19 protein-coding genes are annotated in these 19,772 nt (G+C 72.2%); 5 read left to right on the top strand and 14 right to left on the bottom strand.

Going from position 1 to position 19,772, the window contains the following annotated elements; genetic code table 11:
• The first annotated feature begins 6 nt into the window (after positions 1-6).
• Entirely contained in the window at positions 7-654 is a 648-nt protein-coding gene (locus tag C7S10_RS06055; RefSeq protein WP_243395236.1) for an alpha-ketoglutarate-dependent dioxygenase AlkB, read from the top strand.
• A gap of 15 nt (positions 655-669) precedes the next feature.
• Here C7S10_RS06055 and C7S10_RS06050 read toward each other — a convergent pair whose 3' ends face one another.
• The 11 genes from C7S10_RS06050 to mftA all read right to left on the bottom strand — a co-directional run bounded on the left by C7S10_RS06050 (position 670) and on the right by mftA (position 10,939).
• Positions 670-1,149 (bottom strand): hypothetical protein, encoded by a 480-nt coding sequence (locus C7S10_RS06050; protein ID WP_108343526.1) that lies wholly within the window; start codon positions 1,147-1,149, stop codon positions 670-672.
• Positions 1,150-1,235: 86 nt separating this feature from the next.
• The gene (locus tag C7S10_RS06045; RefSeq protein ID WP_108343525.1) at positions 1,236-1,961 is read right to left on the bottom strand and encodes an SRPBCC family protein; all 726 of its coding nucleotides are present in this window, start codon (positions 1,959-1,961) and stop codon (positions 1,236-1,238) included.
• A gap of 4 nt (positions 1,962-1,965) precedes the next feature.
• Positions 1,966-2,820: an FAD binding domain-containing protein gene (locus tag C7S10_RS06040; protein WP_108343524.1), complete on the bottom strand. Its 855-nt coding sequence runs from the start codon at positions 2,818-2,820 to the stop codon at positions 1,966-1,968.
• On the bottom strand, positions 2,817-5,288 hold the full coding sequence (locus C7S10_RS06035) for a xanthine dehydrogenase family protein molybdopterin-binding subunit (protein WP_108343523.1): 2,472 nt from the start codon (positions 5,286-5,288) through the stop codon (positions 2,817-2,819). Before C7S10_RS06035 ends, C7S10_RS06040 begins: the two co-directional genes overlap by 4 nt.
• Entirely contained in the window at positions 5,285-5,758 is a 474-nt protein-coding gene (locus C7S10_RS06030) for a (2Fe-2S)-binding protein (RefSeq protein ID WP_108343522.1), read from the bottom strand. The genes C7S10_RS06035 and C7S10_RS06030 overlap by 4 nt, the downstream gene beginning before the upstream one ends.
• Positions 5,759-5,856: 98 nt before the next feature.
• Complete coding sequence (locus tag C7S10_RS06025) at positions 5,857-7,086, bottom strand: sigma-54-dependent transcriptional regulator family protein (RefSeq protein ID WP_108343521.1); 1,230 nt, start codon at positions 7,084-7,086, stop codon at positions 5,857-5,859.
• A gap of 60 nt (positions 7,087-7,146) precedes the next feature.
• Positions 7,147-8,559: a mycofactocin biosynthesis glycosyltransferase MftF gene (mftF, locus tag C7S10_RS06020; RefSeq protein WP_108343520.1), complete on the bottom strand. Its 1,413-nt coding sequence runs from the start codon at positions 8,557-8,559 to the stop codon at positions 7,147-7,149.
• Positions 8,556-9,320, bottom strand: coding sequence for a mycofactocin biosynthesis peptidyl-dipeptidase MftE (gene mftE, locus C7S10_RS06015; RefSeq protein ID WP_108343519.1), 765 nt, complete (start codon positions 9,318-9,320; stop codon positions 8,556-8,558). The genes mftF and mftE overlap by 4 nt, the downstream gene beginning before the upstream one ends.
• A 1-nt stretch (position 9,321) precedes the next feature.
• Positions 9,322-10,548 (bottom strand): mycofactocin radical SAM maturase, encoded by a 1,227-nt coding sequence (gene mftC, locus C7S10_RS06010; RefSeq protein ID WP_108343518.1) that lies wholly within the window; start codon positions 10,546-10,548, stop codon positions 9,322-9,324.
• Entirely contained in the window at positions 10,545-10,811 is a 267-nt protein-coding gene (gene mftB, locus C7S10_RS06005) for a mycofactocin biosynthesis chaperone MftB (protein ID WP_108343517.1), read from the bottom strand. The genes mftC and mftB overlap by 4 nt, the downstream gene beginning before the upstream one ends.
• Positions 10,811-10,939: a mycofactocin precursor MftA gene (gene mftA / locus C7S10_RS06000; RefSeq protein ID WP_108343516.1), complete on the bottom strand. Its 129-nt coding sequence runs from the start codon at positions 10,937-10,939 to the stop codon at positions 10,811-10,813. The genes mftB and mftA overlap by 1 nt, the downstream gene beginning before the upstream one ends.
• A 216-nt stretch (positions 10,940-11,155) precedes the next feature.
• Here mftA and mdo point away from each other — a divergent pair, with 216 nt between their 5' ends.
• The 4 genes from mdo to mftM all read left to right on the top strand — a co-directional run bounded on the left by mdo (position 11,156) and on the right by mftM (position 16,186).
• Positions 11,156-12,448 (top strand): NDMA-dependent methanol dehydrogenase, encoded by a 1,293-nt coding sequence (gene mdo, locus C7S10_RS05995; RefSeq protein ID WP_108343515.1) that lies wholly within the window; start codon positions 11,156-11,158, stop codon positions 12,446-12,448.
• A gap of 79 nt (positions 12,449-12,527) precedes the next feature.
• Positions 12,528-13,733: an AAA family ATPase gene (locus C7S10_RS05990; RefSeq protein ID WP_108343514.1), complete on the top strand. Its 1,206-nt coding sequence runs from the start codon at positions 12,528-12,530 to the stop codon at positions 13,731-13,733.
• Positions 13,734-13,742: 9 nt separating this feature from the next.
• Positions 13,743-15,284 (top strand): VWA domain-containing protein, encoded by a 1,542-nt coding sequence (locus C7S10_RS05985; RefSeq protein ID WP_108343513.1) that lies wholly within the window; start codon positions 13,743-13,745, stop codon positions 15,282-15,284.
• Complete coding sequence (mftM, locus tag C7S10_RS05980) at positions 15,281-16,186, top strand: mycofactocin oligosaccharide methyltransferase MftM (protein ID WP_108343512.1); 906 nt, start codon at positions 15,281-15,283, stop codon at positions 16,184-16,186. Before C7S10_RS05985 ends, mftM begins: the two co-directional genes overlap by 4 nt.
• A 182-nt stretch (positions 16,187-16,368) precedes the next feature.
• On the opposite strand, the gene C7S10_RS05975 is transcribed toward mftM, so the two are convergent.
• From C7S10_RS05975 to C7S10_RS05965, 3 genes are read right to left on the bottom strand one after another with little or no spacing between them, the layout of a single operon-like run.
• Positions 16,369-17,046 (bottom strand): MadR family response regulator transcription factor, encoded by a 678-nt coding sequence (locus C7S10_RS05975; RefSeq protein ID WP_108343511.1) that lies wholly within the window; start codon positions 17,044-17,046, stop codon positions 16,369-16,371.
• On the bottom strand, positions 17,043-18,461 hold the full coding sequence (locus tag C7S10_RS05970) for a MadS family sensor histidine kinase (protein ID WP_243395235.1): 1,419 nt from the start codon (positions 18,459-18,461) through the stop codon (positions 17,043-17,045). Before C7S10_RS05970 ends, C7S10_RS05975 begins: the two co-directional genes overlap by 4 nt.
• Positions 18,458-19,651, bottom strand: a complete 1,194-nt coding sequence (locus C7S10_RS05965) for an iron-containing alcohol dehydrogenase (RefSeq protein ID WP_108343510.1) — start codon at positions 19,649-19,651, stop codon at positions 18,458-18,460. Before C7S10_RS05965 ends, C7S10_RS05970 begins: the two co-directional genes overlap by 4 nt.
• Positions 19,652-19,772 lie beyond the last annotated feature (121 nt).

Here is a 19,772-nt window from a genome sequence, read left to right as displayed (position 1 = left end):
TGTCTCGTGGACTTCCAGTCGACCCTCTTCGCCCCCGCCGACCCGTGTGCCGACCCGTCCGTCGACACCTCCGACGCCCGGGCGCACGCGGCGCTCGCGCCGGAGCGCACGGTCCTGGGCGCGGGGGCGTGGATCGACGTGCAGCGCGACTGGCTCGCCGGCGCGGACGAGGCCTTCGAGGCGATGGTCGGGCAGGTGCCGTGGCGGGCCGAGCGTCGTCAGATGTACGACCGCATCGTCGACGTACCCCGCCTCGTGCACACCTACATGCTCGGCGAGCCGCTCCCCCACCCCGGCCTCGAGGAGGCCCGCGACGCGTTGAGCGCGCACTACCGGCCCGAGCTCGGCGAGCCCTTCGTCAGCGCGGGCTGCTGCTACTACCGCGACGGCAAGGACTCGGTGGCCTGGCACGGCGACACGATCGGGCGGGGGAAGAGCGCCGACACGATGGTCGCGATCGTCTCGCTCGGCGACCCGCGCAAGCTGGCCCTGCGCCCGCGCGGTGGCGGCGACTCTGTCGGCGTGACCCTCGGCCACGGTGACCTCGTGGTGATGGGCGGCTCGTGCCAGCGCACGTGGGAGCACGCGATCCCCAAGGTCGCGTCGGCCGGGCCGCGGATCAGCGTGCAGTTCCGGCCGTTGAACGTGTTCTGAACGGAGTGCCGGGAGTCAGCCGGCGTAGGCCTCGTCGTAGAGCCCGGTGAGCAGGTCGTCCTTGGGGGCGCTGAGCCCGCAGACCGACACCTGTCCGTCGAGGCTGCTCACCAGGTAGGTCTGGTCGACCTGGAAGTCGACGGCGAGCAGCGCGTCGGCGAGCTCCTGGCTCGGCAGCGCCACCGAGACGGTCTGCACGTCGTCGCCCTTGAACGACTGCTCGACCTGGAGGGTCGCCATGTCGTCGTCGACGGCGGTGACGACGCCCTCGAACGCGGTGTCCTGGGCCTGGAGGTTCTCGACGTTGGGCGCCATGCACCGGCCCGCCGGCGCGGCCGGCAGGGTCAGCTCGAGCGTGGCCGCTCCGGCGGTCGGGGTCGCGCCGGTGGACGTCGAGTCCGAGGGGCCGGGCTCGGCGTCGTCGGCGCCGCAGCCGACGAGCACGCCCGCGGCGAGGAGGGCGAGGACGGCGAGCGAGGTGGTCGTGCGAGGCATGGTGCGTCCTTGTGCGGTCGGGTGGAACCACTGTTCCACACCACTGGGACGCGTCCCGCCCGGCCCGAGTTCCCTCAGCAGCTCCCTCAGCGCCGGCGCACGAGCCGCCGCAGGACGGCGAGTCCGGCGAGGACGCCGAGGGCCTGCTTCCAGTAGGCCCTGGCGAGCACCGGCAGCACCGCCGAACCGAGGTCGAGTGCCTCTGCGGGGGGCGGCGGAGACGGCGGCGACGCCCTCGGCGTCGGCGGTGCTGCGGCTGCTGCGGCCGGCGCACCGGCCGATCCACCGGGCGGGGGCGGTCCGGTGGTCGGCTCGGCGGCCAGCGCTGGGGGTGCCTCGGGATCGGGCTCGGGTTCGGGGTCGGCCTCGGGGGCGCTCAGCCGTTGCTCGAGGCAGGTCACGAACTGCCCGAGCAGCTTGTCGGAGACGTCCTGCATGACACCGCGGCCGAACTGGGCGGGCTTGCCGGTGATGGCGAGGTCGGTCTCCACGGAGACCTGCGTGGAGCCGTCGACGTCGGCCATCGTCACCGTCACGTTGGCGCCCGCGGTGCCGTTGCCGCGCTTGTCCTTGCCCTTGGCGTCGACGACGAACCGGTGGGCGGCCTCGTCCTTCTCGACGAAGGTCCCGCTGCCGTTGTAGAGAAGTGCGATCGGACCGAGCTTGACCTTCACCGATCCCTCGAAGGAGTCGCCCTCGGCCGAGGTCACCTGCGCGCCCGGGAAGCACGAGGCGACGGAGGCGATGTCCTCGAAGTGCACCCAGGTCTCCTCCAGGCTCGAGGGGACCGTGAACCGGTGGCTCAGCTCCATCGGCTCACGCCCCCGCGGCGGCGAGGACGGCCCGCCGGGTGAGGACCTGGGCGAGGTGGCTGCGGTAGTCGGCGGCGCCGTTGAGGTCGGAGGGCGGGTTGGTGCCCTCGGTGGCGCGGGCGGCGGCCGCGGCGACGGCGTCCTCGGTGGCCGGCTGACCGACGAGCGCCTCCTCCACGGCGTGGGCCCGGATCGGGGTCGAGCCCATGTTGGTCAGGCCGACCCGGGCCTCGGTGATGGTGCCGCCGTCGGACTTCACCGCGGCCGCGACCGCGACGATCGGCCACTGATGGGCGACCCGGACGAACTTCTCGTAGTGGGCGCCCCAGCCGGTGTGCTTGGGCACGCGCACCTCGGTGAGCAGCTCGTCGTCACCGATCGCGGTCTCGAACAGGTCGACGAAGAAGTCGGCCGCCGCGACGGTGCGGGTGCCGCCCGCCCCGGCGATCACGAACTCGGCACCGAGCGCGAGCGCCGGCGCACCCAGGTCGCCCGCGGGGTCGGCGTGCGCGAGCGCCCCGCCGAAGGTGCCGCGGTGGCGGATCTGCGCGTCGGCGAGCTGGTGCTCGGCGCGGGTCAGGAGCAGGGCATGCTCCTTGACGAGCGCGTCGGTGAGCACGTCGTGGTGGGTCGTCATGGCACCGATGACCAGCGCGTCCCCGTCCTCGCGGATGCCGCGGAGACCGGCGATGCCGCCGAGGTCGATGACGACCTCGGGGGCGTTGAGCCGCATCCGCAGCACCGGCAGCAGGCTCTGGCCGCCGGCGATGATCTTCGCGTCGTCACCGTGCTCCGCCAGGGCGGCGAGGGCCTCCTCGACGCTGCTCGGCGCGAGGTAGTCGAACTGGACCGGGATCATGCGCCCGCTCCGTCCGTGCGGTCGGTCTGACCTTGCATGCCGGTCTCCTCCGTGAAGTGCGGCGCCGCGGCGCCCTCGGTGGGTGCGTCTCCGTCGTGGGCGTGGATCGCGCGCCAGACGCGCTCGGGCGTGCACGGCATCTGGATGTCGTTGACGCCGAACGAGCGGACCGCGTCGACGATCGCGTTGACCACGGCCGGCGTCGAGGCGATGGTGCCCGCCTCACCGACGCCCTTGGTGCCGAGCGTGTTCGTGGTCGAGGCGGTCGTCGTGTGGTCGACCTCGAAGTTGATCGTGTCGGCCGCGGTGGGCAGCAGGTAGTCGACGAACGAGCCTGAGACCAGGGTGCCCGAGTCGTCGTACACCGCCTCCTCCCACAGCGCTTGCGCGATGCCCTGCGCAAGCCCGCCGTGCACCTGCCCCTCGACGATCATCGGGTTGATGATGTTGCCGATGTCGTCGACGCAGACGTACTTGCGCATCAGCACGCCGCCCGTCTCGGTGTCGACCTCCATGGCGCACAGGTGGGTGCCGTGCGGGTAGTTGAAGTTGACGGGGTCGTACGTCGCCTCGCTGTCGATGCTCGGCTCGACCCCGTCCGGCAGGTTGTGGGCGGCGAAGGCGGCGGTCGCGATCTCGCCGATCGCCAGACCCTGGTCCGTGCCTCGCACGCCGAAGCGGCCGGCGCTGAACTCGATGTCGTCGACGTCGGCCTCGAGCAGGTGGGCCGCGATGGGCCGGGCCTTCTCGATCACCTTGTCGACGGCCTTGACGAGCGCCTCGCCGCCGACGACGAGCGAGCGCGAGCCGTAGGTGTCGAGGCCCTTGTGGGAGATCTGGGTGTCGCCGTGCAGGACCTCGACGTCCTCGAACGCGACCCCGAGCCGGTCCGCGACGATCTGGCTGAACGCCGTCTCGTGCCCCTGACCGTGGGCGGACGCCCCGGTGACGACCTCGACCTTGCCGGTCGCGAGCATCCGCACGGACGCGTGCTCCCAGCCGCCGGCGCCGTAGTTGAGCGAGCCGAGCACCCGGCTGGGCGCCAGGCCGCACATCTCGGTGAAGGTCGAGATGCCGATGCCGAGCTGGATCCGGTCGCCCGAGGCCCGTCGCTCCTCCTGCTCGGCGCGCAGGGCGTCGTACCCGAACGCCTCCTTCGCCTTGGCCGTGGCCGCCTCGTAGTTGCCGGAGTCGTACTCCAGGCCGGCGACGGTGGTGAAGGGGAACTCCTCGTGCTTGATCCAGTTCTTCTCGCGGATCTCGAGCGGATCGACGCCGACCTCGACGGCGAGCTCGTCCATCAGACGCTCGATGGCGTACGTCGCCTCCGGCCGGCCGGCGCCGCGGTAGGCGTCGGTCCAGGTCTTGTTGGTGAGCACCGTCTGGCAGGCGAAGTGGTAGGCCGGGAACTTGTAGATCGCGTTGAACATGAACGCGCCCAGCACCGGGACACCGCCGCCGACGATGGCGATGTAGGCACCCAGGTCGGCGGTGAGCTCGACCTTGAGGCCGGTCACCGTGCCGTCCTTCTCGGCCGCGAGCGTCAGCTTCTGCCACTGGTCGCGGCCGTGGTGGGCGGTCATCAACGACTCGGAGCGGGTCTCGGTGTACTTCACCGGCCGGCCGACCTTGCGGGCGACGGCGAAGGTGATCATCTCCTCCGGCGTCTGCTGGAGCTTGCCGCCGAAGCCGCCGCCGACGTCCGGCGCGATGACCCGGATCTTCGACTCCGGCACGCCCGTGGTGGCCGCGATCGCGAACCGCAGGATGTGCGGGATCTGGGTGGCGCTCCACACCGTGATCTGCTCGCCGGTCGGGTCGACCACGGTCGAGCGCGGCTCCATGAAGGCGGGGATGAGCCGCTGCTGGCGATACTCCCGCTCGATCACGATGCCGTCGCCGCGGGCCTTCTCGATCGCCTCGTCGGCGCTGCCGCCGGTGCCCGCCTCGCCCGAGTCGAAGACCCAGTAGGCGCTCTTGTTGGTGCCGAGGTCGGGGTGCGCGAGCACGGTGTCGGCCGCCGCCTCCTTGAGGTCGAGGGCGGCCGGCAGCTCGGCGTACTCCACGTCGACCAGCTCGGCCGCGTCCCTCGCCTCGGCCGCGGAGCGCGCCACCACGACGGCCACGGTCTCGCCGGCAAACGCGACCCGGTCGGTCGGCATGGGCGCGTGCGGCGGGGTGACCTGGTCGGGCGTGATCGCCCAGGCGTTGATGCAGGCGCCGGCGTAGTCGGCGAGGTCGGCGCCGGTGAACACCGCCACGACGTTGGGGGCCTGCTTGGCCGCCTCGGTGTCGATGCCGGTGATGGTGGCGTGCGCGAACGGGCTGCGCACCATCGCGAGGTGCAGCATGCCCGGCAGCGCGAGGTTGTCGGTCCAGCGCGTGCGACCGGTGATGAGGCGCTGGTCCTCCTTGCGGCGGCGCTCGCGCCCGATCTCGAGGTCGGGCTTCTCGGCGGTGGCGGTCACTTCGCACCTCCCGTGGTCGATGCGGCGTGCAGCACGGACTTCACGATGTTGTGGTAGCCGGTGCAGCGGCAGAGGTTGCCCTCCATGCCCTCGCGCACGTCGGCCTCGGTCGGGCTCGGGTTCTCGTTGAGGAGGTCGACGGCCTGCATGATCATCCCGGGGGTGCAGAACCCGCACTGGAGGCCGTGGCACTCGCGGAACGCCTCCTGCACCGGGTGCAGCGACTCGCCGTCGGCCAGGCCCTCGATCGTGGTCACCTCGCGGCCGCTGGCCTGCACGGCCAGCACGTTGCAGCTCTTCACGCTGCGTCCGTCGAGGTGCACCGTGCAGGCACCGCAGTTGCTGGTGTCGCACCCGATCACGGTGCCGGTCTTGCCGAGCTTCTCGCGGAGGTACTGCACCAGCAGCATCCGGGGCTCGACGTCGTCGGAGACTCGCGCCCCGTCGACGGTGAGTTCGATCTTGGCCATCGCGATATCCACCTTCACCTGGGAGTCGACGCTGTGATGGCGCTCACACTAGGAAGGGCTGGTTGGCCAAAGGTTGCCCGCGACCGAGCGGCTCGCGCTCAGCGTCCTGAGGCGGCGAGCCGGCCCTTGAGCAGCGGGACGGCCGGGTGGACCTGGTGCCCGATCGCGGCCAGGCACGCCTCGACCACGTGCGTGTCGTACGGCGCCAGCTCGCTGTAGCGCAGCACGGCATCGGGGTCCGGGTCGGCCAGCAGCGCCTCGCGCACGCTGACGGCGAGGTAGTCGCCCATCTCGACCAGGGCCGGCGCGTCCGTGCCCGGCAGCAGGTCGCCGCCGTAGCGTCCGAGCGCCCCGCGGACGTCGCCCACCCGCAGCCGCTGCTGCACCTCGTCGATGTCGGTGGCGACCGGCAGCGTCAGGCGGTAGGGACGGGACGAGAGCTGGCCACGCAGGGCGGCGCGGAGGTGCGAGACCTCCGCCTTGAGGGTGGAGGTGGTGACCGCGGAGTCGCCGTAGAGCAGGGAGTGCAGCTGTTCGACCGAGAGCCCGGAGGGGTGCATCGACAGCAGCGCCAGGATCTCGGTCTGGCGCCGGTTGAGGAGCAGGCGCTGGCCGTCGAGCCACACCTCCGCCGTGCCCAGCAGCGTCAGGGTCAGGCCGGGCTCCCCCGGGGCCGGGACGTTGCTCGCGACCGCGCGGGCGGAGGTCGGCATCGCGGTCTCGATCAGCCGCGCCATCACCCGGGCCGTCGCCAGCCCGATCGGGTGGGTGCGGTCCCAGGTGGTGGAGAGGTCGATGACGCCGAGGCGACGACCCGTGGCGGGGTCGTGGACGGGGGCGGCCCAGCACACCCAGTTGTGCACGACCTCGGCGTAGTGCTCGGCGCTGAAGACCATCGACGGGGCGTCGGTGCGACCGGCGATCGCCAGCGCGTTGGTGCCGACGCTGGCCTCGTCCCACCGGCCCCCGGGCACGAAGTTGACGGTCTCGGCCTTGCGGCGCATCACGCGACCGCCGTACGTCCACAGGATGCGGGTCTCCTCGTCGGTGACCGCGATGACGAGGTCGCCGTCCTCGGCGGTGCGGCGCAGCTCGTCCTGGACGCGGGTGACGGCCGTCTGCAGCGGCGAGGCCCGCCAGAAGTCGGCCGTGTCGGACTCGTCGGCCAGCGGGGCGTGCGTGAGGGTCGGCGACACCACTCCGGAGAGCTCCCAGCTCCGCAGGATCTCCGGGCGCACGGCGGGCTCGCCGCCGTCGCCGAGCGTGACGAAGCTGGTCCACGCGCGCACGGCGTCGACCCTGCGCAGGTGCAGGTCGTCAGTGCTCATCGGCGGCTCCACGGGATCGGCTGCCCACGGTAGCGCCGCACTGGTCGCCGCGTCAGGTGGTCAGGCGCGCCGGTGTGGACCACGCATGGCCGGCAGCAGCGCGCGCGGCGACCGGGCGCGCAGGGCACCGGACCAGACGCCGGCACCGTAGGCGAGGTCGTCGAGTCGTCGGGCGAGGACGTAGCGCACCGGGTCGAGGTCGGCGCCGACCCGTCGCCGGTCGACCAGCCCGTCGACGACCGCGGCGACGACGACCGCCCGCCGCGCTCGCCGGGACCCGAGGGCAGCGAGGGCTGCGACGGGCCAGTAGTGGCGCGTGAGCGCGGCGGCGGTCTGCCACACGACGGCGACGCTTCCCTCCAGCGTGAGGACGGCGGCGGCGCGCACCGGGTGCTCGCTGCGCCCCAGCCGACGAGCGGTCCCGGCCGTGGCGACCGCCGCCGCGCCGAGCGCGACCGGGACGGACCACCGGCGCTGGGCGAGCACCGCGCCGGCGAGCACCGCGGACCACGGCGAGAGCACCATGGGAGCCACGGCGGTCCCGTGACGCTCGGCGAGCGGTGCGGCGGAGGTGCCGTAGAAGGCCTTGCGCCCCAGCCACTCACGCAGCTCGGCGCGGTGCCGGTGGCGCACGGTGGCCGCGGGCTCGTAGCGCACGCCGACGCCCGAGGCGAGGAGCCGCCAGACCAGGTCGACGTCCTCGCCGCAGCGCAGCGCCTCGTCGAAGCCGTCGCCGAGGGCGTCGACGCGGGCGACCAGGCACGCGCTCGGCAGGTAGGAGACCATCCCCTGCTGGCGAACGGCGGCCGGCTCGGGCCCCAGGTCGAGGGAGGACCGAGCCTGCTCGTACCTCTCGATCCACCCGTCGTCGGCCCGCGCGGTCGGGCCGAGCACCCGCGGGGCCACCACGGCGAGGGCAGGATCGTCGAGGTGGCGCCGCAGCGTGGCCAGCCACCCCCGGTCGGGGACGACGTCGGAGTCGCAGAAGGCGACGTACGGCGTGGTGACCCGTCGCAGGCCGGAGTTGCGCGCTGCGGCCGGGCCGCGGTTGGCCTCGTGCACGACGAGGGTCGCGCCGTGCCGCCTGGCCACGCCGGCGACCGGGCCGGGCGAGCGTGATGCGTCGTCCACGACCACGACCGGGACCGAGGGCGGCAGCGCGTCGAGCAGGCGGGCCAGGTCGAGCGGGCGGTCGCGGACGGGCACCACCACCGTCACGTCCGTGACGTCGGCGTCTGAGCCCGGCGGGTCGGACCACCACGGGTCGGCGAATCCCCGGTCCAGCAAGGAGCGGGCCAGTGCTTCGGCCGCACCCGGAGCGGCCGCCACGACGCCTTCGCCACCGAGCAGGTGGGCCGCAGCCGGACTGAGGTAGAGGACCGAGCCCCTGCTGCCGCCGACGAGCGCCGTGCCACCGTCGCAGACCTTCGTGCGCGCCGACAGCCGCACGGTGAAGCCCGCTGGGAGGCTCACCTGCGCGCGCCGGCGGGCCTGGCGCTGCGGAGTCGTCCCTCGTCGCCCACGTCGAGGAGGGAGATCTCGCGGAACAGCCGCTCGACCAGGTCCTCGAAGAGCCGACGACCTTCCTCGGCGGTGCTGCCGGTGGCGTCGCCGAGGATGCCGTTGGGCGAGACCGTGCGGACCCCGACCCCGCGCAACCTCGGCATCAGCTCCTCGATCGGCTCGGTGGCGCCTACCTCGGCGAGGTCGACGCGCACCGACCACGGCGAGAGGTGCCGCAGCAGCGAGGTCTCGGTCCGCCCGGCGTGGGCGTCGCCGGCGAGGGCGCACCCTGTCCAGGCGACGGGTCGCCCCTCGTCACGGAGTCGGGTCACGGCGTCCACCACGGTGGCCACGTTGCCGCCGTGACCGTTGACGAGCACGAGGCCACGAGCCCATCGGCAGGCCGAGCGTCCGAGCTCGACCAGCTGGAGCCACAGCGCCTCGTGCCCGATCGAGATGGTGCCGGGGAAGTCCTCGTGCTCGCCGCTGGCGCCGTAGGCCAGGGTCGGCGCGACGAGCACGCGCACGCCCGCGGCGGCGAGCCGGCGGGCCACCGCCCGCGTCGCCGCGCACGCCACCATCGAGTCCGTGGCGAGCGGGAGGTGGGGCCCGTGCTGCTCCAGCGACCCGAGTGGCACGAGCACGAGTGGCGGCTCGTCCTCGAGGGTGGGCCACCGCACGCCGCCGAGCCCGAGCCGACGGCCGTGCTCGCCGGGCGGGGTCGTCGTCATCTCACGACATCCCCGCGACAGGGCTCTCGTCGCACGCGCTCGTGGGGCGGGTGCGGGTGGCGCCCAGCGTCAACGGCACCGGGGCGTTGCGCACGGTGCCCGTGTGGGAGTGGTCCTGGCTCGACCCCGGCAGCGTGCTCCGGTCGAGACCCGCGAGCGCCTCCTCGGCGTTGCCCTTGACGCACTCCGGGTCGGGTCCGTCGAGCGGCAGCCCGGTGAAGAACTTGGCCGCCATGCAACCACCACGGCAGGCGTCGTAGGCGGAGCACTGCGTGCAGGCACCCCCGGTCTGCGGGCTGCGGAGCTCCTCGAAGAGCGGCGCCTCCTTCCACACCCGGTCGAAGCCGCCGGTGCTGCGGACGTTGCCGGCCTTGAACCGGTCGTGGATCGCGAACGGGCAGGCGTACACGTCGCCGACCGGGTCCACGAGGCAGACCACGCGGCCGGCGCCGCACAGGTTGAGACCGGGCAGCGGCTCGCCGTACGCCGCGAGATGGAAGAACGAGTCCCCGGTCAGCACCTTCTCCCCGTTGGCCATCAGCCAGTCGTAGAGCTCGCGCTGCTGGTGGGGCAACGGGTGGAGCTCGTCCCAGACGTCGGCTCCGCGACCGGACGGGCGCAACCGCGTGAGGCGGAGCTGGGCGCCGTACCGGTCGGCGATGGCCTTGAACTCGTCGAGCTGGCCGATGTTGTGGCGCGTGCAGACGACCGAGATCTTGAAGTCCTTCATCCCAGCTGCCTGCAGGTTGGCGAGCGCCCGCATCGCGGCGTCGTAGGTGCCCTGGCCGCGGACGGGGTCGTTGACCTCGGCCGTCGCCCCGTCGAGCGAGATCTGCACGTCGACGTAGTCGGTCGCCGCCAGCATCGCGGCGCGCTCGGGGGTGATCCGGAAGCCGTTGGTGGAGAACTTCACGCCCACGTGGTGGTCGACGGCGTAGTCGAGGAGCTCCCAGAAGTCGGGGCGCACGGTCGGCTCCCCGCCGCCGATGTTGACGTAGAAGATCTGCATCCGCTCGAACTCGTCGATGAGCGCCTTGGCCTCCGCCGTGGACAGCTCGTCGGGGTCGCGGCGCCCGGAGGACGACAGGCAGTGCACGCAGGCGAGGTTGCAGGCGTACGTCAGCTCCCACGTCAGGCAGATCGGGGCGTCGAGGCCGAGCTCGAACTGGTCGACGAGCCGGCCCACGCGCGGGGACCCGGTCGACGTCTCGGTCAGCGTGGCGGTCATGGTGTGCTCCTGATCAGCACGCCGCTGGCGGCGAGGCCGTCGAGGGCGCGGAGGTAGCCGGCGCGCTCCCCGTCACCCACTCCTGCCGAACGGAGCGCCTCGTCCACGTCGCTCGCCCCGTCGAGGCGGCGGACGACGTCGAGGAGGAGCAGGGTCTTGAGGAAGCTGAGCCGTCGGGTCGAGAAGTCGTAGACCAGGGCCCCGAAGGGCTCCGGCCGCACCGACACCGACGGGCTCAGGCGCCAGGCCTCGCCGGCGAGCATCAGTAGACGCCGCACATGCCGTCGATCGAGACCTCCTCGACGAGCGCGTCCTCGGTGGTGGCCCAGTCGGAGTGGGGATCGGTCTCGAGCGCGGTGTCCACCGCGGTGTCCTGGGTCGGGTCGGTCATGGCGTTCCTCCGTGGTCGGGGCGGGGTGGGGTGTCGCGTTCCCACGCTAGGAAGCACGCGGCCCGCGGCGCACCCCTCGCCCAACGGGGCCGCACCTGTCCTGACGGTCAGGTCGGGGCCTGCCCCACCGACCCGTTTGCCGATCCTCGTCTGGTCGGCCCCCGACCCCGGTCCTAGCGTCCGGAGCATCACCACATCCGCCCCAGGAGGTCATCCATGCAGGTCGACGAACTGCTCAAGCCGTTCCCCATCAAGGAGTTCCACCCCTTCCCCCGGGCTCTGATGGGACCCGGCGCGCACGAGATGATCGGACCCGAGGCCCTCAAGCTCGGGTTCCGCAAGACGCTCGTGATGACGTCGGGACTGCGGGGCACCGACATCGTCCACAAGATCGTCGAGTCGATGAAGTACCACGGCCTCGAGGTCGTGGTGTACGACAAGGTCGAGTCCAACCCGAAGGACTACAACGTCATGGACTCCGTGGCGATGTACCAGGAGAACGAGTGCGACTCGTTCGTCTCCATCGGCGGCGGGTCGTCCCACGACGCCTGCAAGGGCGCGCGCGTCTCGGTCGCGCACGACGGACGCAACGTCAACGAGTTCGAGGGCTTCAACATGTCCGAGAACCCGAAGAACCCGCCGCACATCGCGGTCTCGACGACCGCCGGCACCGGCTCGGAGACGTCGTGGGCCTACGTCATCACCGACACCACGACCGACCCGGACAACCCCCACAAGTACGTCGCGTTCGACGACGCGTCGGTGACGAGCCTGGCGATCGACGACCCGGTGCTCTACTTCGACTGCCCGGTCGACTACACCGCGCAGTGCGGCTTCGACGTGCTCGCCCACGCCAGCGAGCCCTATGTCTCGCGGCTCAACTTCCAGCCCTCGCTGGGCAACGCGCTGCACGCCATCAAGCTGACCTCGCAGCACCTGCGCGCGGCGACGTGGAACGGCCAGGACCTCGAGGGCCGTCAGGGGATGATGTACGCGCAGTACATCGCCGCCCAGGCGTTCAACTCCGGCGGCCTCGGCATCATCCACTCCATCTCGCACGCGATCAGCGCGTTCTACGACACCCACCACGGGCTCAACAACGCGATCGCGCTGCCCCGCGTGTGGGCGTTCAACATGCCGGCGGTCTACCACCGCTTCGCCGACATCGCCGAGGCCATGGGCATCGACACCCACGGAATGACCAAGCCCCAGGCCGCTGACGCCGCGCTCGCCGCGTCGATCCGGCTGCTGCGTGACGTGGGCATCCCGGAGAAGTTCACCGACGTCACCCAGGACAGCTACTCCAAGAACCGCCTCGGCGAGGGTCCGACGAAGTTCTACGAGAACGCCAAGGTGATCACCGGCGACGGCGCCGACGTGGACCGCATCACCAACCACGTCCTTGGCGATGCCTGCACCCCGGGCAACGCCAAGGAGTGCACCTTCGAGACGGTCCGTCCCGTGGTCGACCACTGCATGAACGGCGACCTGGACGACCTCATCTCCTGAGCGGCAGGTTCCCCGACCCGGCCGGGCCCGCGTCACGAAGCGCGGTCCCGGTCGGCACCACTCCCAGGGAAGGACCCCGGTGACCACACCCGATCGAGACAGCGGACCCCACGACTTCAGCGACGTCGCCGACACGGCCGCGCGCTTCGGCGAGGCGGGCTACCTCGCCGACGACCGGCTCGCGACCACGGTCTTCCTCCAGACGAGGCTCGACAAGCCGATCCTGCTCGAGGGGCCGGCGGGGGTCGGCAAGACACAGCTCGCCACCAGCCTGGCCGCCGTCACCGGGCGTCGGCTGATCCGGCTGCAGTGCTACGAGGGCCAGGACGAGACCAAGGCCCTCTACGAGTGGGACTACGGCAAGCAGATGCTCTACACGCAGATCCTGCGGGAGAAGATCGGCCAGGTCGTCGAGGACGCCGCCGACCTGGGCGAGGCCGTCGAGCGGATCGCCAAGCAGGACAGCGTCTTCTTCTCCGAGCGCTTCCTCTCCCCCCGCCCGCTGCTGCAGGCCATCGACTCCGACGAGCCGGTGGTGCTCCTGATCGACGAGGTCGACCGGGCGGACGAGGCGCTCGAGGCTGTGCTGCTCGAGCTGCTCTCGGAGTTCCAGATCTCCATCCCGGAGATCGGCACCGTGGTGGCTCGCCACCTGCCGTACGTCGTCCTCACCTCCAACAACACGCGCGACCTCTCCGCGGCGCTCAAGCGGCGTTGCCTGCACCTGTTCCTCGACTACCCGGAGCCCGAGCGCGAGCTCGCGATCATCCGCTCCAAGGACACGGGCCTGGCCGAGTCGCTCGCGGTGCGGCTGGTCGAGATCGTGCGCGGCCTGCGCGAGCTCGAGCTGCGCAAGTCGCCGAGCATCTCCGAGACGATCGACTGGGCCCGGACGCTGGCGGTCCTGGGGGTCGAGGAGCTGAGCGCCGACGTGCTGTCGCAGACGGTGAACGTGGTCGTGAAGTACGAGCGCGACCTCGAGAAGGCCCGACGCGCCATCCCCTCGCTCGTCGACCCCAACGCGGAGGTCCCCGAGCACCTGCACGGCCACGGCCACGGGCACGGGCATGGGCATGGGCACGACCACGGGCACGACGACGACAGCGGCGATGTCGACGGCCGGGCCAAGCGCGCAGCCAAGGACAGGCCGGGGCGCCACGACGCGGCGTACCAAGGCGTCAAGGGCAGCTCCGACGACGCCGCCGCGGCTCCCGCCAAGAAGGTCAGCACCGGCCAGGGCGAGCGCTCGTTCGCTGCCCGGTCGGCACGCAAGCGGCCGGTCTAGGGACCGGCCATGGAGGGGGCCGTCCACCGGTTCATCCGCCTGCTGCGGCTGTACGGCGTCCGGGTGAGCACCGCCGAGGCCGTGGACGCGATGCACGCCGTCGCCCAGCCGAGCGTGCTCGAGGACCGGGCAGTGCTCAAGTCGGCGCTCGCCGTCAGCCTGGTCAAGGACCGTCGCGACCTGGAGACCTTCGACCGCGTCTACGACCGCTTCTTCGGGCTGCGGGCCGTGATCGAGGAGGACGACGAGCACGGCCACTCGCACGCCCACGACGACCTGTCCGACGAGGGGCAGCTCGAGTCGTTCACCCTGTCCGACGAGCCCGGCGACGTGCCCGAGGACGGCCACTCCCACGGCAAGCCCGACGACATCAAGGAGTTCTTCAAGCCCGAGGACATGGCGCAGCAGTACAACCTGCACCAGGAGGCCAACAAGATCGACATGGCCGCCCTCACCGACGAGATCGTGCTGTCCAACGACACCGAGGGCAGCGCCGGCGAGGCGGCCCGCGTCCAGATCAGCACCAGCCGCATGCACAACCCGGGCGCCCCCGGGGAGCTGGCGAAGGCCGCCGGGATGCAGCTCGACGCCGAGCTCACGGTGGCCGAGGAGATGGCCCTGCTGTCGTGGCTGGAGGACACCGTCCTCGACGACGAGTCGCTCGCCGATCCCGACGCGATGGCCTCCCTGGCGGCGCTGCGCCAGGCGCTGGCCCCGTTCCTCGCCACACTCCCCGACCGGCTGCGCGAGCACCTCGAGCGGCTGATGGCGATGGAGCGGGACATCGAGACCCGTGAGGTGAGGGCCGCGCAGGCCGAGACGATCGACGAGGCCGAGCGCGCGCACCTCGAGGAGGTGCTGCGGCGCCTGCTCCGCAGCCTGCACGGCGCGCCCCGCCCCCGCCGGAAGGCGGCCGCGCGGGGCACGGTCGACGGCGCCCGGACCGCTCGCGCCAACATGAGGTACGACGGGGTGCCGTTCCGGCCGATCACGGTCAGCAAGGTCGAGGACCGGTCGCGACTCCTGGTGCTGTGCGACGTGTCGATGTCGGTGCGCTCGACCGCTCGCTTCACCCTCCACCTCGTCCACAGCCTGCAGTCGATCGCCAGCTCGGTGCGCACCTTCGCCTTCGTCAAGGACCTCGTCGAGGTCACCGACCTGTTCGCCGAACACCGCACCGAGGAGGCGCTGTCGCTGGTCATGTCGGGGCTGCCCGCCGGCGGCGTGCTCGACGTCGACGCCGACTCCCACTACGGCCACGCGTTCGAGACGTTCCTCGAGGAGTTCGGCTCCGCGATCACGCGCCGTGTCACCGTGCTCGTCCTCGGTGACGGTCGCGGCAACAGCAACGACCCCGGCCTGGCCGCCTTCGAGGAGATCACCCGCCGGGCGCGCGCGACCATCTGGCTCACCCCGGAGCCGCGCTACTCGTGGGCGCTGGGTGCGTGCGACCTGCCGCAGTACGCCGAGTTCTGCGACCGCGTCCAGGTGGTGCGCAACCTCAGCGGGCTCGACCTGGTGTCCGAGTCGATGACGGCGGCCGGGCGATGAGCGAGGCGGCGACGACGACGCCGATCGACCCGCTCCGCCCGAGCCTCGACGGCGCCTACACCGACGAGCTGGTCGAGGTCCGCGCGCAGGGGACGGTGCCGCCGCGGCGCGCGCTGCACATGGTCCGCACCGAGCACTTCGACGTCCACAGCGACGGCGACCGGCTGCACGTGCGCCACCGCGTCCCGCCGGAGAAGGTCGACGACGACCTGGCCGGGCTGCTGGCCGACGAGCTCTTCGCGGCGGGCTGGCTGCGCGGACCCGAACTGTTCGAGCGGATCTTCACGGGCACGGTGCTCACCTCGGGCGTCGACGCCCTCGACAGCTGGGAGCTCTTCTACCGCAACACGCTGGCCCGCATCGAGTCGTGCGTCGACGAGACGACCGCGGGCGGGCACGGGACCATCGCCGGCTACGCCCCCGTCTACGCTCGCGCCGAGAGCCTGCTCGCGCCCGGCTCGGTGCTCGAGCTCGGGTGCTGCTTCGGGTTCCTGTCCCTGCGCATCGCGGCCTCCGGGCGACGTACGACGGCCAGCGACCTCTCCTCCGGGACCACCCGCCTGTTGGCCGAGGTGGCGCCCCGGCTCGGCGTCTCCCTGTCGACGCTGCCCGCCGACGCCGGCCACTTCCCCGCTGCGAGCCGCTGCGCCGACACGGTGCTGGCCATCCACCTGCTGGAGCACCTCGACGCCGACCACGGCGACCGCGTGCTGGCCGAGGCGCTCCGGCTCGCCGCGCGCCGGGTCGTGGTCGCCGTACCCCTCGAGGAGGAGGCCGACGAGACGTGGGGCCACGTGCGCACCATCAGCCTCGACGACCTCACGGGATGGGGAGAACGCACCGGCCTGCCGTTCGAGGTGAGCGAGCACCACGGCGGGTGGCTGGTGATCGAGACGTCGTGACCGGCGAGTCATGAGGCCACGACGGCAGCGGTGAGTGAGCCACATTCCCGGGCCGCCGAATGTGGGTCTGCCACCGCCGGGCCGGCGCGCCGCTCGAAGTCGGCACGGCAGCGGTGAGTGAGCCACACTCCCAAGCCTCGGAATGTGGGTCTACCACCGCCGGACGAGGGCGTACGGCGAGGTCAGATCAACCCGAGCTTGGTGGCCTCGTAGACGGCCTCGGCCCGGCGGGAGACACCGAGCTTGCGCAGGATGTTGCCGACGTGGAACTTCGCGGTGGTCTCGGAGATGTAGAGCTTCTCGCCGATGTCACGGTTGGACAGCCCCCGCGCGAGCAGGCGCAGCACCTCGCGCTCCCGGCTCGTGAGCTGCTGCGACTCCTCCGGGTCGGGGGCATTCAGGCCGCGCACCATCGCGGCCGCCGAGCGCGCGTCGAAGGCACTCTCGCCCCGGCTGACATCGCGGATCGCGCGGACCAGCCCGGAGGTGTCGACGTCCTTGAGGACATAGCCACGAGCGCCGGCCCGGATGGCCTTGAGCACGAGCTGCTCGTCGAGGAAGGTCGTGAGCACCAGCACCCCGACGTCGGGGTGGCGGGCGGAGAGCTCGGCGCACAGGTCGAGCCCCTCGCTGTCGGAGGCCGTGGACAGCTTGAGGTCGAGCAGCACGATGTGGGGCCCGGACCGACCGATCACCGTCAGCGCCTCGTCCGGGGTGGATGCCTCGGCCACCACGACCAGGTCGCGCTCGCGCTCGAGGATCGAGCGCAGGCCCTGGCGGACGATCGCGTGGTCGTCGACGAGCATGATCCGCACCGTCGTCACGTCGGATCCCTGCTGCTGCGGGGTGAGCGTCGTCATGCATCCTCCTGGGGTCGATCGGTGGTGCCGACCAGCTGGTCGATGAGTCCGGGCCGGTCGGGCCGTCGCAGCGGCAGCGGGACGCGCATCTCCACCCGCACGCCCCCGATGCGGGCCCGGCGGAACGCGACGGACCCACCGAGCTCGACCAGCCGACTCTCGATGTTGGCCAGGCCGCGGTGCGACCCGTCGCCGGACCGGCCTCGCTCCAGGCGCAGGAGCCGGCTCAGCTCCGTGGGGTCACCCTGCCCGTCGTCCGCGACAGAGACCATGACCATGTCGGGGCGGTAACGCAGCCGCACCACCGCTCGCTCGGCGCGGGCGTGCACGGCGACGTTGAACAGCGCCTCGCCGACGGCGCGCGCGACCTCGTGGCCGGCCTCGGCGGGAAACGCGACCGCCGTTCCCTCGACCCTGACCTGCACGACCAGCTGGGGCCGGTGGTGGGCGGCCACCTCCCGCAACAGCTCGGGGAGCTCGACGACGGTGTCGCTCGGGGTGCGGTGGAGCGCGTAGATCGCGCGGCGGAGCTGGTCGACGGCTTGCTGGGAGAGCTCCTTCGCCGTCCCCAGCCGCAGGGAGATCGCGGCGCCCGGCTCCCCGAGGCCCTCGGCCTCGCCGCGTGCCACCTCGACGGCCATGCCCGCGGACAGGACGTACTGCGCGACCGAGTCGTGCAGCTCGCGGGCGATCCGCTGGCGCTCGGTGTCGATGACCTCGCGCTGGTGCGCCAGCACCAGCCGGTCCTCGACGCGCCGCAGCTCGGCCGTGCGGACCTCCAGGTCGCGCTCGTGCGCCCGCGCCTCGTCGTACAGCAGCTGCGCCCGACGGTGCAGCGCCATGCTCGCCTGGTACTGCTCGGAGGTGTGGAGCGAGACGGCCGCCTGGTTGGCGAGGATGCGCAGCACGGACAGGTCGCCCGGCTCGGGGTCGACCTCGAGACGGTGGAGGCCGACCAGGCAGCCGATGGGTCGGCCCTCCAGCGTCATCGGGACCCGCACCCAGCGACCGTCGTCGTTGCTGCGGACCGCGTGCCCGGCGCGGACGGCACCGAGCTCGCGGCGCACCATCGGCGGCAGCCCGGAGTCGTCGGCGGTCGGCTGGGCATGGGGGCCGTCGGCCGGCCCGAGCACCAGGAACCGAGGGCGGGCGTTGCGCAGGTGCCCGTCGGAGAGCGCCAGCAGGGTCCACTCCGCGTCGAGGTGGGCCCGGGCCGCACGCACGACCTCCTCGAGCAGGCCGCGTGGCCCCTCGAGCGTGCGCACCAGGGCACGCGAGATCGAGTCCATCGCGCGTACGGCGCGTTGCATGCGCTCGTCGGAACGGACGTAGGCGCGGTAGTAGGAGCCCTTGCCGGACCTGACCCCCGTGAGGGTGGCCAGGTCCGGGGCGGGTGGCTGCGGACGCGTCGTCACAGGGCGTCCTTGAACAGCTGGCGGATCTCGCCCTCCGACGCCTCGCGCGGGTTGGTGGTCAGGCAGGCGTCGTCGAGCGTCGTGTGCGCCATCGTGTCGATGTCGGCCTCGGTCACCCCGAGCGCGCCGAGGCCGTGCGGGACACCGACGTCGTCGGCGAGGCTGCGGACGTGCTCGGCCAGCAGCTCGGCCGCCTCCTCACCCGGCATGCCGTCGACGGCGAGGCCCGCCGAGCGTGCGAGGTCGACGAACCGGTCGGGGCTGGCGCGGGCGTTGTAGCGGATGACGTGGGGCAGCAGGACGCCGTTGACGACGCCGTGCGGCGCGTCGAGCAGTCCACCCACCTGGTGGCTCATGGCGTGCGTGGCACCGAGGATCGCGTTGGTGAAGGCCAGGCCCGCCTGCAGGCTGGCCTGCGCCATCTTCGCGCGCGCGGCCATCTCCTCGGGCTCGGTGATCGTCGTGCGCAGGTTGCGGCACACCAGCCCGACCGCGTTGAGCGCGTGGGTGTCCGCGAGCGGGTTGTGGGCGAGCGAGACGAATGCCTCGATGCCGTGGGTCAGGGCGTCGAGGCCAGTGGCGGCGTTGAGGTCCTCGGGCATCGTCGTCAACAGCCGCGGGTCGGTGATCGACACCTCGGGCACCAGCGCGCGACCCATGATGGTGAGCTTCACGTGCCGGTCGGTGTCGGTGACGATGCAGAACTGCGACACGTCCGCGCCCGTCCCCGACGTCGTCGGGATCATCAGCAGCGGCGGGATCGGCCGGGTCACCTGGTCCACCCCGGCGTAGTCGCGGATGTCGCCACCGTTGCCCGAGAGGATCGCGACGCCCTTGGCCGCGTCGATCACCGAGCCGCCACCGAGCGCGATGATCACGTCGCACTCGCGCTCGACGTAGAGCTCGTGGGCGCGGCGCACCTCGTGGTCCTTGGGATTGGGCGTGACGTCGCTCCACAGCACCGGCGTGAGTCCCTCGGCCTGGAGCAGCGTGAGGAGCATCGAGAGCCAGCCCGCCTCGATGATGCCGGGATCGGTCACCAGGAAGGGACGCCGGGCGCCGAGCCGGATGGCCGCGAAGCCCGCCTCGCCCAGGGAGTCGGCGCCGAAGACGACCTCCGGCGCGTGGAACTTCGCCAGCGCAGGCGGGGCCGGGGTGGTCGGGCGCGACGGCGTGAGCGCTGACGCCACAGGACCTCCTCACCCGGTTTCATCCCACGGTAACCCCCCGAGCGATCCTCACCCTAGGGGTCGGCGGGGTCCGTGCACCCGGTCTGTGTGCGGGGGCGGACCTCTCCGTTCGGAGAGGGAC

The organism is Nocardioides currus, from assembly GCF_003057875.1.
GTDB lineage: Bacteria > Actinomycetota > Actinomycetes > Propionibacteriales > Nocardioidaceae > Nocardioides > Nocardioides currus.
This window is presented reverse-complemented; position numbering and strand designations above follow the sequence as displayed.